Below are 13,482 nucleotides of genomic sequence, written 5' to 3' on the forward strand. Positions count from 1 at the left end.
GACGCGCTCCCCAGGAGAAGACCACGATGACGACGCAAGAGACCCTGCAGGAGCCGCCGGCGGCCCCGGCCGAAGCCCAACGCCATGCCGGCCATCGCTTGCCCGGCCCGGTGAAGGATCGCTTCCTGGCCTGGTGGACCCGGCTGCAGCACGAGGGCGCCCCCGGCCCGGTGCGCGCCGACCGTGCCGCCCTGAGGCGTGCCCATGACCTGACGGCGGTGGTCTGCACGCCGGCCTATCAGCGCATCTACCGTGAACTGGTGCAGGCCAACGGTGGCGTGTCCTGGGACAAGCCCTGGCAGCAGGACCGGATCGCGGCGTTGATCGCACTGGCCGCCCATGTGGAGAAGCGCAGCGGGAAGAACCTGCCACAGGCCATGAGCCAGCAGGCCGAAGGCAGCGATCGCAACCTGGTGAGCGACCTGCGCTTCGCGCGGCTGCTGGACTCGCCCGACATCGAATCGCTGTTCACCGGGCTGCGCCGGCTGCTGCCGCTGATCCAGCGCCAGACCGATCCCGGAGCATTGGCCGACGACCTGTTCGAGTGGGGCGACCGGATCAAGAAGCGCTGGGCCTACGACTACATCTGGCGCGGCAAGCCCTGACCCCACGATACCCAAGCCATCCCATCACAACATCGCCAGAGAGGACCGATTCATGACCCGCTTTGTCCAGCTGCACCTGCTGACCTGCTACCCGCCGTCCAACCTCAACCGCGACGACACCGGCCGCCCGAAGACGGCGCTGGTTGGCGAGGCCCTGCGACTGCGCGTCTCGTCGCAGAGCCTCAAGCGCGCCTGGCGCTGCTCCGAGCGATTCGAGGAAGCGCTGTCGGGCCACCTGGGCACGCGCACCAAGCTGATGGGCAAGGAGGTCTTCGACACCCTGAAAAAGGGCGGCGTGGCGGAAAAGCCGGCGCGCGAATGGGCCAAGGACATCGCCGGGCGGTTCGGCAAGTTGAAGTCCGACAAGAAGGCCGAGCACGATGCCGACCTCGAGATCGAGCAACTCGCCCACATCAGCCCCGAGGAGCACGAGGCGATCCAGGCGCTGTGCCAGACCCTGATCGCGCGCCAGGACAAGCCCACCGAGGCCGAACTGGCGCTGCTGACGCGGCCCCGCCGCGCGGTGGACATCGCGATGTTCGGCCGCATGCTGGCCGACAAGGCGGAGTTCAATGTCGAGGCGGCGGTGCAGGTGGCCCATGCCTTCACGGTGCACAAGGCCGCCGTGGAGGACGATTACTTCAGCGCGGTGGACGATCTGAGCCCGCGCGGGGCTTCGGGCGCGGCCCACATTGGCGAGCGGGGCTATGGCGCGGGCCTGTTCTACCTGTACCTGTGCATCGATCGGGCGCTGCTGCGCCGTAACCTGGGCGATGACGAAGCGCTGGCCCGGCGCGCGCTGGAGGCCCTGGCCCGCGCCGTGACCCAGGTGTCGCCCACCGGCATGCAGAACAGCTACGGCTCCCGCGCCTATGCCAGCCACGTGTTCGCCGAACGGGGCGACCAGCAGCCGCGCACGCTGGCCCAGGCCTTCCTGAAGCCCGTGCAGGCCCGAGGGGAGGGCAGCCTGCTGGACGAGGCGGTCGCCGCCCTGCACCGGCGCAGCGACAACTTCGACAAGGTCTACGGCGCCTGCGCCGATGCCCGCTACACGCTGGACGTCGAGCAGGGCCAGGGCACGCTCGATGGGCTGGTGGACTTCCTGCGCGGGTGAGGCCATGGCGGACTACCTGATCTTTCAGCTGCAGGGGCCCATGGCGTCCTGGGGCGAGCCGGCCGTGGGCGAGTTCCGCGGCAGCGCCGAGCAGCCCTCGCAATCGGCGCTGCTGGGCCTGCTGGCGGCCGCGCTGGGCCTGGCGCGCGAGGACGAAGCCGGGCATGCGGCATTGCGCGACGGCTATTGGCTGGCCAGCGCCATGCTGGATGCGGGCAGCCTGCTGCGGGACTATCACACCGCCCAGGTGCCGCCTCGCTCGGCCTTGAAAGGGCGGCCGCAGGCCACGCGGCGGCAGGAGCTGGCGGTGCCCCACTTCGATCTGGGCACCATTCCTTCCAGGCGTGACTATCGGCAAGGCGCGGCCTGGCTCGTCGCCGTGCAGGCACGCGAGGCGGCCCCGCACGATCTCCCCACGTTGGCCGCCGCGCTGCGCGCTCCCCGCTATGTGCTGTATCTGGGGCGCAAGAGCTGTCCCCCTGCGGCGCCCTTGTGGCCGCAGCTGCTGGCCGCGGATTCGGTGCTGGACGCGATGCGTGCCTATGCCGAGCGGCATGACGCGGCACGCCAGAGTGCCGCTGCGGGCCGGGGCAAAGCGCCGCTGGAACCCCTGCCTGCGCCGCTGCGTCTGGCCTTTGATGAGCGGATGGTGGCCGGCGCACCGACGGACCTGACCCTGCGTCGCAAAGACCGCGTGATCCGGCGCCAGCGCTGGCAGTTCGGGGACCGGGACGAGCAGGTGTCGCTGCTGCAGCATCCCGGCGAAGACGGCTCGCGCACGGAGGCTTGAACGATGTACTTCAGCATGATCACTCCAGCCCCGGGGCGCGAGCGCGAGGCCATGCACCAGCGCAGCGTCGGCCCCTATGCGGATCACCAATGGCTGTGGCGCTGGTTTCCCGCCGAGGCCGACACGCCGCGGGACTTTCTGTTTCGTCGGTATGAGTCACGGGACGGCCTGCCGCGCTACTACACCGTGTCGCGACGCCCTCCCGTGCCCCTGGACGGCACCTGGACGGTGCAGAGCCGTCCCTATCAGCCCGAGCTGAGGCCCGGCGATGTGCTGGGCTTCGAGCTGCGCGCCAACCCCACGGTCCGCCACGGGCGCGACGGCAAGTCCAAGCGCCATGACGTGGTGATGGAGGCCAAGAAGCAGCATCTGGCCGCGCGCGGCTTGCAGCGTTGGGGGGAGTGGGAGAGCCAGGACCGCCCCGCGCTGCAGGCCCTGATCCACGAACGCTGCGGCCACTGGCTGGCGCGACGGGGCGAGGCGCATGGCTTCGAGCCGCTGCAGGACGAACTCATCGTCGAGTCCTACCAGCAGCACCGGGAGCGGCAGGACCAGTCCATGCGCTTCACCACGGTGGACTTCCGCGGCCTGCTGCGCGTGACCGATGCGCAGGCATTCACGCAGGCGCTGTTCCAGGGCCTGGGCAGTGCCAAGGGCATGGGTTGCGGGCTCCTGCTGGTGCGCCGCGCGGATCCTGCCCTGGGTGGCGAAGAAGACCGTGGCGACTGAGCCCGTGAGCGCAGGCGCGGCGCCACCCCGGAGCGCGGTGCGAAGGGGCTCGCGGTGAACCTGCCCGACCGGCCGCTGCCACCGCTCAAGCCCTTGCCCATCAAAGACCGCGTGTCCATGGTCTTTGTGCAGTACGGGCAGATCGACGTCATCGACGGCGCCTTCGTGCTCGTCGACAAGACCGGGGTGCGCACCCATATCCCGGTCGGCTCGGTCGCCTGCATCATGCTGGAGCCGGGCACGCGCGTGTCGCACGCGGCCGTGCGCCTGGCCGCGCTGGTCGGCACGCTGCTGGTGTGGGTGGGCGAGTCGGGCGTGCGCCTGTATGCCAGCGGCCAGCCGGGCGGCGCGCGTGCCGATCGTCTGCTCTACCAGGCCCGGCTGGCACTGGACGATGAGCTGCGGCTCAAGGTCGTGCGCAAGATGTACGAGCTGCGATTTGGCGAGCCGGCGCCGGCCCGGCGCAGCGTGGAGCAGTTGCGCGGCATCGAGGGCGCGCGCGTGCGTGCCAGCTACAAGCAGCTGGCGCATCAGCACCGTGTGAACTGGCAGGCGCGCAACTACGACCACCAGCAATGGGATGCCGCCGACATCCCCAACCGCTGCCTGTCGGCGGCCACCGCCTGCCTCTATGGCATCACCGAGGCCGCGGTCCTGGCGGCCGGTTACGCGCCCGCCGTGGGCTTCATCCACACGGGCAAGCCGTTGTCATTCGTGTACGACGTGGCCGACGTGTTCAAGTTCGACACCGTCGTGCCATTGGCCTTCCGCACGGCCGCCAAGGAACCCGCGGAGCCCGAGCGTGCCGTGCGTCTGGCCTGCCGGGACCTCTTTCGCAGCAGCAAGCTGCTGGAGCGCATCATCCCCGCCATCGACGAGATGCTGTCTGCGGGCGGCATCTCTCCGCCCGAGGCGCCGCCGGAGTCGGTGCCTCCCGCCATTCCGTTGCCCGTGCACGGCGGCGACATGGGCCACCGCAGCCCGTCGTGATGGCTTTTCTCGTCGTCGTCACCGAAAACGTGCCCCCGCGCCTGCGTGGCCGCCTGGCCATCTGGCTGCTGGAGGTGCGGGCCGGCGTCTACATCGGCGATGTCTCCCGACGCACTCGCGAGATGGTGTGGCAGCAACTGGAAAGTGGCTGCGAAGACGGCAGCGTCGTGATGGCCTGGGCCAGCCCCAGCGAGTCCGGCTACGACTTCCAGACCCTGGGCACCAACCGTCGCGAGCCCATCGACTACGACGGGCTGCGCCTGGTCACCTTCCGGCCTCAGGACCCCGGCGATCTTTAACAAGCAGATTCGGTGGATTTCGGTGGAGTCATTTTTCCTTGATGGGACAATGACTTGCATTTGGTGTGTTCCCCACGGGCGTGGGGATGAACCGTAGCCGGACTCGTAGCCATCGACCCATACCTTGTGTTCCCCACGGGCGTGGGGATGAACCGTTCGCACCGAGAGCGCAGCGGGTCAGGGGTTAGGTGTTCCCCACGGGCGTGGGGATGAACCGTATCAGCACGTCGCCCGGTCGCTCGTAGGTGCGTGTTCCCCACGGGCGTGGGGATGAACCGACCTGGAAACACTGCTAACCCTCGGGCAAATTGTGTTCCCCACGGGCGTGGGGATGAACCGACTGTGATCCTTGGTTTGCAGCCGGTTGCGGAGTGTTCCCCACGGGCGTGGGGATGAACCGACATCTGGCCCAGCGCCGACTACTTCAAACAAGTGTTCCCCACGGGCGTGGGGATGAACCGGCCCTTGTGACGTCTTCCGCACGCATCTTTCGGTGTTCCCCACGGGCGTGGGGATGAACCGAGCGCGCGCGCGGCCTCGACGTTGCCGCCACCGTGTTCCCCACGGGCGTGGGGATGAACCGGCCTATAACGATGGCGTCGCCGCCGGCGAGGAGTGTTCCCCACGGGCGTGGGGATGAACCGATACGCCGCACGTGTTCATGCGGTCCAATCAGGTGTTCCCCACGGGCGTGGGGATGAACCGCCCGCAACGATCTCGCAAAAGCTCAAAAAGTCGTGTTCCCCACGGGCGTGGGGATGAACCGTGCTTGTTCTGCAATGCGTCGGTCCAGTGCCAGTGTTCCCCACGGGCGTGGGGATGAACCGAGATTGCCCGCACTTGACCATCGGCAGGGCCGGTGTTCCCCACGGGCGTGGGGATGAACCGGCCCGCAGCGGCGCCAGTAAAGCTGTCGATGTGTGTTCCCCACGGGCGTGGGGATGAACCGACACCCGCCGACATCGAGGCCTGGCTGAAGGCGTGTTCCCCACGGGCGTGGGGATGAACCGCTGCCCACCGTGCTGACCGAGGCCACGGCAGAGTGTTCCCCACGGGCGTGGGGATGAACCGATGTTTTGCTCTTTCTTGACGCCGCGGTTGACCGTGTTCCCCACGGGCGTGGGGATGAACCGAACTTGGCCGAGATGTACGGAGTTGGTTATCAGTGTTCCCCACGGGCGTGGGGATGAACCGTCCTCACTCAATGAGTTTGACCGCGTTTCCGCGTGTTCCCCACGGGCGTGGGGATGAACCGTGCTGATCGGGCGCGCTCCATGTCATCCATGGGTGTTCCCCACTGGCGTGGGGATGAACCGCCGAATGCGGTTTCCAGCTTCATGGAGTCGCCGTGTTCCCCACGGGCGTGGGGACGAGCCGGGTGAGCTCGATCATGATGCGGCCCACCAGATGTGTTCCCCACGGGCGTGGGGATGAACCGCACAGATCCATTAAGCGGGCCTCAGAGCAACTGTGTTCCCCACGGGCGTGGGGATGGACCGTTCTTGTTGTTGGTGCCGCTCAGGTCCGTACGGTGTTCCCCACGGGCGTGGGGACGAACCGCCCTGAACCCAGCGCGAGCTTTCGTTCGTCTGCCTTGCTCCCCTCGGGCACCTGAAACGCGTCGGAGGGAGAACCTCCCGCCCCGAGGCGCTGCCGACGCGCGCGCGCTCCGCTCAGCCCGTATTCCGCAACCCCGCCGCAATCCCGTTGATGGACAGATGGATGCCGCGCTGCACGCGCTCCAGGCTGGGGTCGGCGTCGCGCTTGTCGGCCGGGATGGCGCGGTAGCGCCGCATCAGTTCGACCTGCAGGTGGTGCAGCGGGTCGATGTAGGGGAAGCGGTGCTCGATGGAGCGCGCCAGCGCGGGGTTGCCGGCCAGGCGGCTGTCTTCGCCGGTGATCAGCGCCACGGCGGCCTGGGTGCGTTCGAACTCGGCCTGGATGGCCGCGAAGATGCGCTTGCCCAGGCGCTTGTCTTCGACCAGGTCCACGTAGCGCTGTGCCAGGCCCAGGTCGGTCTTGGCCAGCACCATGTCCAGGTTGGACAGCAGGGTGCGGAAGAAGGGCCATTGCTTGGCCATGCGCTTGAGCAGGGCCAGGCGTTGCGCGCGCTGGGCTTCGTCGCTGCCCAGGAAACCTTCGACGCCGGAACCGAAGCCGCACCAGCCCGGCAGCGCCACGCGGCTCTGGCCCCACGAGAAGCCCCAGGGGATGGCACGCAGGTCCTCGATGGCGCGGGTGGCCTTGCGCGACGCGGGGCGCGAACCGATGTTCAGCTCGGCGATCTCGCGGATGGGGGTGGACGAGAAGAAGTAGTCGGCAAAGCCGCGCGTCTCGTAGACCAGGCCGCGGTAGGCCTGGAAGCTCTGGTCGGACAGCGCCTGCGCGGCGTCCAGGAAGCTCCGCGGCGCGCTCTTGGTCGGATGCAGCAGCGTGGCCTCCAGCGTCGCGGCGACCAGGGTTTCGAGGTTGCGCCGGCCGATGGCGGGGTGGGCGTACTTGGACGCGATGACCTCGCCCTGTTCGGTGAGGCGGATCTGGCCGTTCACCGTGCCCGGCGGCTGGGCCAGGATGGCCTGGTAGCTGGGGCCGCCGCCGCGGCCCACGGTGCCGCCGCGGCCGTGGAAGAGGCGCAGCGTGATGCGGTGCTTTTTCTTCAGCTCGCTGAAGAGTTCCACCAGCGCGATCTCGGCGCGGTAGAGCTCCCAGTTGCTGGTGAACATGCCGCCGTCCTTGTTGGAGTCGGAGTAGCCCAGCATGATGTCCTGCTCGCCGCCGGAGCGCAGCACCAGGTCCAGCACGCCGGGCAGCGCGTAGAACTCGCGCACGATGGTGGGCGCCTGGCGCAGGTCGCCGATGGTTTCGAACAGCGGCACGACGATCAGGTCGCAGACGGCGGCGCCGGTGCCTCCGGCGTTGTCGCCCGTGCCGTCGAGCACGCCGCGCATCAGGCCGACCTCCTTGCACAGCAGCAGCACTTCCAGCAGGTCGCTGACGTCTTCGGTGTGGGAGATGATGTAGTGGCGGATCGCCTCGCGGCCATAGCGCGCCAGCGAGTCGCGCGCGGCTTCGAAGATGGCCAGTTCGCCCTGGGTGCGCTCGCTGTACTGCGCGCCGATCACGCGCAGCGGCCTCGCGTCGTTGAGCAGGCGCACCAGCAGCGCGCGGCGCTGGTCTTCGGGCAGGGCACCGTAGTCGGGGCACAGGCGCGCGGTGGCCAGCAGCTCGGCGACCACGGCCTCGTGCTGGTCGGAGCTCTGGCGCAAGTCCAGCGTGGCGAGGTGGAAGCCGAAGACCTGCAGCGCGCGCATCAGCGGCTTGAGCCGCGGCGCGATCAGGGCCTGGGCATGGTGGGTCTTCAGCGAGGCTTCGATGACGCGCAGATCGGCGAGCAGCTCTTCGGCGTCGCGGTAGGGGTCCTGCGGCGCGACGGCGTGGCGCAGCGCCTCGGTGCCGGTCAGCGCATGCAGCGTCGCGGCCAGGCGCGCGTACATGCCGGTGAGCGCGCGCCGGTAGGGCTCGTCCATGCGGTGTTCGTTGCGGTCGGGGCTGCGCTCGGCCAGGGCCTGCATCTCCGGCGTGATGCGCGCCAGCCGCGCCGAGATGGACAGCTCGGCGCCCAGTTCGTGCAGCTCGGTCAGGTAGTGGCGCAGCGCGACCTCGCTCTGGCGCCGCAGCGCATGGTTGAGCGTGGCGGCGGTGACGTTGGGGTTGCCGTCGCGGTCGCCGCCTATCCAGTGGCCCATGCGCAGGAAGCTGTTCAGCTCATGGCCGGGCAGCGCCTGTTCCAGCTCGGCGTAGAGGGCCGGGATCTGGCGCAGGAAGGTGGCGTGGTAGTAGGACAGCGCGTTCTCGATCTCGTCGGCCACCGAGAGCTTGGAGTAGCGCAGCATGCGCGTCTGCCACAGCTGGGTGATGCGGGCTCGCAGCAGGTCTTCGTTGGCGCGGCGCTCGCGCTCGGTCTGCAGCGCGTCGCGCTGTTCCACCAGCTCGGCGATCGCGCGTTCGGCGTCCAGGATGCTCTTGCGCTGCACCTCGGTCGGGTGGGCGGTGAGCACCGGCGAGATGAAGCCGTGCTGCAGCGTGCGCGCCACCTCGGCGGGGCGCACGCCGGCCTCGTGCAGGCGCTCCATCGCATAGGCCAGCGAGCCGGGCTGCAGGTTGCCGGCGCGCTCGTGCACCTCGCGGCGGCGCACATGGTGGCGGTCCTCGGCGATGTTGGCCAGGTGCGAGAAATAGCTGAAGGCGCGGATCACGCTGACCGTCTGCTCACCCGACAGGCTCTTGAGCAGCTTGTCGAAACTCTTGCCGGCCTGCGCGTCGCGCTTCAGGCGGAAGGCCACCGAGAGCTTGCGCACCTGCTCGACCAGTTCGTAGGCCTCGCGGCCTTCCTGCTCGCGGATCACCTCGCCGAGGATGCGGCCCAGCAGCCGGATGTCGTCGATCAGCGGCTGGTTCTTGTCCTTGGCGGACGCCGAGGGGCGGGCGGAGCGAGCGGCAGCGGGCATGGAGGGTACGGAGCTGTGGTTGCAGGACGCTCGCGGAGGGCCGCGAGCTGGACGGTGTGTGTAACCAAGTTACCGGAATCTGACTTTATCAGTTTCTTGTGCTGGCTCAGTCGCCGACGCGGCCTCTGAGCCGGAACCAGGGGGTGGCTGCGCTAGCATGACGTCATGACGCAACAACAAGCACTCGTGATCGCGACCCGCGAAAGCCGGCTCGCGATGTGGCAGGCGGAACATGTCCAGGCATTGCTGCAGCAGCGCCTGGGCCGCGCCGTGGACCTGCTGGGCATGACGACCAAGGGCGACCAGATCCTGGACCGCGCGCTGTCCAAGGTGGGCGGCAAGGGCCTGTTCGTGAAGGAGCTGGAAACGGCGCTGCAGGAGAAGCGCGCCGACCTGGCGGTCCATTCGCTGAAGGACGTGCCCATGGACCTGCCCGAAGGCTTCGCGCTCGCCGCGGTGCTGGAGCGCGAGGATCCGCGCGACGCCTTCGTCTCGCAGCAGCATGCCTCGCTGGAGGCGCTGCCGCAGGGCGCCCGCGTGGGCACCTCCAGCCTGCGCCGCGTGGTGCAGCTGAAGAACCTGCGGCCGGACCTGCAGATCGAGCCGCTGCGCGGCAACCTGGACACCCGGCTGCGCAAGCTGGACGAAGGGCAGTACGACGCCATCGTGCTGGCCGCCGCCGGGCTGAAGCGCCTGGGGCTGGCGCAGCGCATCCGCCACTGCTTCGATCCGGCGCAGATGCTGCCCTGCGCGGGCCAGGGGGCGCTGGGCCTGGAGATTCGTGCCGACGACGCCGGGCTGACGCAAGACCTGGCCCCGCTGGCCCACCACGCCACCTGGCTGGCGGTGGAGGCCGAGCGCGCGGTGTCCCGCGAGCTGGGGGGCAGCTGCAGCATGCCGCTGGCGGCCTACGCGGTGTGGCAGGGCGACAGCGGCCAGGCGCTGCGGCTAGAGGCCCGGCTGGGGCATCCGCTGCAGCCGCAGCGGCCGCTGCTGTGCGCCACGCAGCAGGCCGAGGTGGCTGACATCGCCGGCGCGCGCGCGCTGGGTCGTGCCGTGGCCGATGCGCTGCGCGAGCAGGGTGCCGCGGCGTATCTGGCCGAGGCCTGAGTTGCCGAGGTCCGTCAACCCAGGCCCGCCGGGGCCGGCTCCATGTCCGAGGGGGCGCTGACATGGCGTCGCCCGCCCTTGACCCGGCCGCGGGGACGCTGATCCTGACCCGGCCGGCGGCCCAGGCCCCTGAATGGCAGCGGCGGCTCGCGGCACTGGGCGTGTCCGCGCGCAGCCTGCCGCTGCTGGAGATCCAGCCCGGCGCCGCGGACCAGGCCCAGGCCGCCTGGGCGGCGCTGGACGCGGGGGCGGATCTGGCGATGTTCGTCAGCCCCAATGCGGTGAGCGCGCTGTTCGCCGCCCAGCCGCCCGGGGCGGCCTGGCCGGCGCGCTGCTGGGCCGCGACGGTGGGGCCGGGCAGTGCCGCGGCGCTGGCGCGGGCGGGCGTGCCGCAGGCGCTCATCCTGCAGCCCGATCCGGGGGCGCCCAGCCTGGATTCCGAACACTTGTGGCCGGTCATCGAACGCGAGGCGGGCGCGGACTGGCGCGGCCGCCGCGCACTGCTGATGCGGGGCGAAGGCGGGCGCGAGTGGCTGGCCCAGCGGCTTGCGCAGCGCGGGGCGCAGGTCGCCGCGTTCGCGCTGTACCGGCGCGGCTGCCCGCGGCCGGACGCCGCGCAGCAGGCGCTGCTGCGCGAGGCGCTGGCGCATCCGCGGGCCCATGTCTGGCTGTTCAGCAGCGCCGAGGCGGTTGGCCATCTGCCGGCGCTGGCGGCTGCGGAGACCGATTGGCGCGCCTCGCGGGCCATCGCCACGCATGAGCGCATCGCCCAGCGCGCGCAAGCCCTGGGCTTCGGGCATGTGGTTTTGGTGCGACCCGATGCCGGCGAGGTCGCGGGGGCGTTCAGGCGGCTTTCAGGGGGGCCTCTAGAATCGTCTCCATTGTGAGCGAGATGCAAACCCCCGAGGGCTTCGCGCCCGCGCCGTCCACGGACGGCGGCACGACGACGAGCAAGCGCAGCGGCGGCTTCGGCCTGATGCCGGCTCTGACGCTGGCGGCCAGTCTGGCCGCACTGGCCTCGCTGGCGCTGGCCTGGCAGGGTCAGACCCGGATCAAGAGCCTGGAGCAGGAACTGGTGCGCCGCCAGGAGGGCAGCCAGACCGCCGCCGCTGGCGCGCGCGAACTGGCTCGCCAGGCCCAGGATCTGAGCCGAGACACCGCCGCCAAGGTGGCGCTGCTGGACGCCCGGCTGGCCGAGGTGGCGCTGCAGCGCGAGCAGATCGAATCGCTGCTGCAGTCCATGTCGCGCTCGCGTGACGAGAACCTGGTCGGCGACCTGGAAGCCTCGCTGCGCGTGGCCATGCAGCAGTCGGTGATCACCGGCAGCGCGGAACCGCTGGTCGCGGCGCTGAAGCAGGCCGACGAGCGCCTGCTGCGCCACAAGCAGCCGCGCCTGGAGGGCGTGCGCCGCGCGGTGGCGCGCGACCTGGACCGCGTCAAGGCGGTCAGCGTGGTCGATGTGGCGACGCTGAGCATCAAGCTGGACGAGCTGGTGCGCTCCACTGACGAGCTGCCGCTGCTGGCGCAGCGCAACGACGAAGGCGGCAGCCGCGCCGCGCCGCGGGCCGACAAGGCCACGCGCGCCGGCAAGCCGGTGCAGGCGCCGGAGGACGCGGGCGCCGACTCCTGGTGGTCGCGCAGCTGGACCGTGGGCAAGCAGCGCTGGGACAGCCTGTCCAGCGAGGTCTGGCAGGAGGCCAAATCGTTGCTGCGCGTGACGCGCATCGACCATCCCGAAGCCATGCTGCTGGCGCCGGAGCAGGCCTTCTTCCTGCGCGAGAACCTCAAGCTGCGGCTGCTGAACGCGCGCCTGGCGCTGCTGAGCCGGCAGTTCGACACCGCACAGGCCGACCTGCGCGAAAGCCAGCTCATGCTGGAGCGCTACTTCGATGGGCGCTCGCGCAAGGTGCAGGTGAGCCAGGAGCTGCTACGCCAGGTCTCTGGCCAGGCGCGCCAGGTCACGGTGCCGCGCCCCGACGACACGCTGGCCGCGCTGGGCGCGGTGGCGCGCTGAAAGGGGCCGCGCCATGCGCATGGTGATCTGGCTGGTGCTGCTCTTCGCGGGCGCGGTCGTGGCCGCGCTGACCCTGGGCAACAACGACGGGCTGGCCAGTTTCTACTGGCGAAGCTGGCGTCTGGATGTCTCGCTGAATCTCTTCATCCTGGTGCTGGTGGCCGGCTGCTTCCTGCTGGTGACGCTGTTCCAGACCCTGGATTCGCTGATCTCGCTGCCGAAGCGCGCGCGTCAGTGGCGCCAGGCGCTGCGCGAGCGCAGCGCCCAGGCCGCGCTGCGCGACGCGCTGGGCGACTACTACGGCGGCCGCTACAGCCGCGCGCAGAAGGCGGCGCTGAAGGCGCTCAACATCCAGTCGCAGACGCCCGACCTGGCTCAGGACGCGGGTTTTGTCGCGCTGGTCCATCTGCTGGCGGCACAGAGCGCCCATCGGCTGCAGGACAAACGCCGGCGCGACGACCATCTGCAGCAGGCGCTGCTGGCCGGCAGCCAGGCGCGCACCCAGGAAGAAGGCGCGCGCCTGCTCGCCGCCGAATGGGCGCTGGACGACCGCGACGCGGCGCGCGCGTTGCAGCTGCTGGCCGAACTGGGGCCGGGCGTGTCGCGCCGCACCCAGGCGCTGCGCCTGAAGCTGCAAGCGTGCCGGCTGTCGCGCCAGCCCATGGAGGCGCTGCGCACCGCGCGCCTGCTGGCCAAGCACCAGGGCTTCTCCAAGCCGGCCGCGCAGGGCTTGCTGCGCTCGCTGGCCTTCGAGGTGCTGGAGTCGGCGCGCGACGTGGACCAGCTGCGCAGCCTGTGGCAGCAGCTGGACGGCGCCGACCGGCGCGATGTCTTCGTCGCCGCGCGCGCGGCGCAATGCGCGGCGGCTCAAGGCGCGCCCGAGGACGGGCGCGGCTGGCTGCGTCCGTTCTGGGACGCCATCGGCGAGCAAGGCGACGACGAACGCGCGGCGCTGGCCGAAGCGCTGGTGCAATGCGTGCCCGGCGTGGGCCCGGAATGGCTGCAGCGCCTGGAGCAGGCCCAGCAGCGTTTCCCGCGCGACATGCAGCTGAGCTATGCGCTGGGCCATGTGCTGGCCGAGCGCCAGCTGTGGGGCAAGGCGCGCCTGATGCTGGAGCAGGCCGCCGAAGACCGCCGTCTGGCCGTGGCCGCGCGCAGGCGCTGCTGGCTGTTGCTGGCCGATCTGGCCGGCCAGGACGGCGACATGGACCGCCGCGCCCGCTGCCACGAGGCGGCGGCCCGCGCGGTCTGAGGCTCCGCGGGGCCGGGTCTTGCCTGGTCGTGGCCGGATATTTTTCAAATCCCCGTCAAAGTCTTGTCAGA

Annotated in this window: 11 protein-coding genes and 1 CRISPR repeat array; of the genes, 10 read left to right on the top strand and 1 reads right to left on the bottom strand. The window is 70.3% G+C overall.

The window, feature by feature from the left end; translation table 11 throughout:
* Positions 1-26: 26 nt before the first annotated feature.
* The 6 genes from casB (at position 27) to cas2e (ending at position 4,527) form a co-directional block, all read left to right on the top strand.
* Positions 27-605, top strand: coding sequence for a type I-E CRISPR-associated protein Cse2/CasB (gene casB / locus LZ017_RS02425; protein ID WP_241298444.1), 579 nt, complete (start codon positions 27-29; stop codon positions 603-605).
* Between the two features lie 52 nt (positions 606-657).
* Entirely contained in the window at positions 658-1,719 is a 1,062-nt protein-coding gene (gene cas7e, locus LZ017_RS02430; protein ID WP_241298445.1) for a type I-E CRISPR-associated protein Cas7/Cse4/CasC, read from the top strand.
* Between the two features lie 4 nt (positions 1,720-1,723).
* A complete protein-coding gene (gene cas5e / locus LZ017_RS02435) occupies positions 1,724-2,509 on the top strand; it encodes a type I-E CRISPR-associated protein Cas5/CasD (protein WP_241298446.1) in 786 nt (261 codons plus the stop codon).
* A 15-nt stretch (positions 2,510-2,524) separates the two neighbouring features.
* Positions 2,525-3,238 carry a type I-E CRISPR-associated protein Cas6/Cse3/CasE gene (cas6e, locus tag LZ017_RS02440; protein ID WP_241298447.1) on the top strand — a complete coding sequence of 238 codons (714 nt, stop codon included), beginning with the start codon at positions 2,525-2,527 and terminating at the stop codon, positions 3,236-3,238.
* Between the two features lie 99 nt (positions 3,239-3,337).
* Positions 3,338-4,228, top strand: coding sequence for a type I-E CRISPR-associated endonuclease Cas1e (gene cas1e, locus LZ017_RS02445; protein WP_308194058.1), 891 nt, complete (start codon positions 3,338-3,340; stop codon positions 4,226-4,228).
* Positions 4,228-4,527 (top strand): type I-E CRISPR-associated endoribonuclease Cas2e, encoded by a 300-nt coding sequence (gene cas2e, locus LZ017_RS02450; RefSeq protein ID WP_241298449.1) that lies wholly within the window; start codon positions 4,228-4,230, stop codon positions 4,525-4,527. The genes cas1e and cas2e overlap by 1 nt, the downstream gene beginning before the upstream one ends.
* 65 nt (positions 4,528-4,592) lie before the next feature.
* A CRISPR array of direct repeats spans positions 4,593-6,087; the repeat unit is 29 nt; unit sequence GTGTTCCCCACGGGCGTGGGGATGAACCG.
* Between the two features lie 113 nt (positions 6,088-6,200).
* Here cas2e and ppc read toward each other — a convergent pair.
* Positions 6,201-9,035: a phosphoenolpyruvate carboxylase gene (ppc, locus tag LZ017_RS02455; RefSeq protein ID WP_241298450.1), complete on the bottom strand. Its 2,835-nt coding sequence runs from the start codon at positions 9,033-9,035 to the stop codon at positions 6,201-6,203.
* Between the two features lie 165 nt (positions 9,036-9,200).
* On the opposite strand from ppc, the gene hemC reads away from it, so the two are divergent.
* From hemC to LZ017_RS02475, 4 genes are all read left to right on the top strand, one after another.
* Positions 9,201-10,145: a hydroxymethylbilane synthase gene (hemC, locus tag LZ017_RS02460; protein ID WP_241298451.1), complete on the top strand. Its 945-nt coding sequence runs from the start codon at positions 9,201-9,203 to the stop codon at positions 10,143-10,145.
* Between the two features lie 62 nt (positions 10,146-10,207).
* Positions 10,208-11,032 carry a uroporphyrinogen-III synthase gene (locus tag LZ017_RS02465; RefSeq protein WP_241298452.1) on the top strand — a complete coding sequence of 275 codons (825 nt, stop codon included), beginning with the start codon at positions 10,208-10,210 and terminating at the stop codon, positions 11,030-11,032.
* A gap of 5 nt (positions 11,033-11,037) precedes the next feature.
* Positions 11,038-12,159: a uroporphyrinogen-III C-methyltransferase gene (locus tag LZ017_RS02470; protein ID WP_241298707.1), complete on the top strand. Its 1,122-nt coding sequence runs from the start codon at positions 11,038-11,040 to the stop codon at positions 12,157-12,159.
* 13 nt (positions 12,160-12,172) lie between these two features.
* Positions 12,173-13,411 (top strand): heme biosynthesis HemY N-terminal domain-containing protein, encoded by a 1,239-nt coding sequence (locus LZ017_RS02475; RefSeq protein ID WP_241298453.1) that lies wholly within the window; start codon positions 12,173-12,175, stop codon positions 13,409-13,411.
* Positions 13,412-13,482 lie beyond the last annotated feature (71 nt).

Origin of the sequence: Pelomonas sp. CA6, assembly GCF_022549225.1 — a bacterium.
GTDB lineage: Bacteria > Pseudomonadota > Gammaproteobacteria > Burkholderiales > Burkholderiaceae_C > Roseateles.

What these genes read in the sequence shown, in the direction of transcription:
- cas5e (WP_241298446.1), top strand. Translation starts at nt 1,724, where the DNA reads ATGGCGGACTACCTGATCTTTCAGCTGCAGGGGCCCATGGCGTCCTGG.
- cas7e (WP_241298445.1), top strand. Translation starts at nt 658, where the DNA reads ATGACCCGCTTTGTCCAGCTGCACCTGCTGACCTGCTACCCGCCGTCC.
- cas2e (WP_241298449.1), top strand. Translation starts at nt 4,228, where the DNA reads ATGGCTTTTCTCGTCGTCGTCACCGAAAACGTGCCCCCGCGCCTGCGT.
- cas6e (WP_241298447.1), top strand. Translation starts at nt 2,525, where the DNA reads ATGATCACTCCAGCCCCGGGGCGCGAGCGCGAGGCCATGCACCAGCGC.
- LZ017_RS02470 (WP_241298707.1), top strand. Translation starts at nt 11,038, where the DNA reads ATGCAAACCCCCGAGGGCTTCGCGCCCGCGCCGTCCACGGACGGCGGC.
- ppc (WP_241298450.1), bottom strand. Translation starts at nt 9,035, where the DNA reads ATGCCCGCTGCCGCTCGCTCCGCCCGCCCCTCGGCGTCCGCCAAGGAC.
- hemC (WP_241298451.1), top strand. Translation starts at nt 9,201, where the DNA reads ATGACGCAACAACAAGCACTCGTGATCGCGACCCGCGAAAGCCGGCTC.
- LZ017_RS02465 (WP_241298452.1), top strand. Translation starts at nt 10,208, where the DNA reads ATGGCGTCGCCCGCCCTTGACCCGGCCGCGGGGACGCTGATCCTGACC.
- LZ017_RS02475 (WP_241298453.1), top strand. Translation starts at nt 12,173, where the DNA reads ATGCGCATGGTGATCTGGCTGGTGCTGCTCTTCGCGGGCGCGGTCGTG.
- casB (WP_241298444.1), top strand. Translation starts at nt 27, where the DNA reads ATGACGACGCAAGAGACCCTGCAGGAGCCGCCGGCGGCCCCGGCCGAA.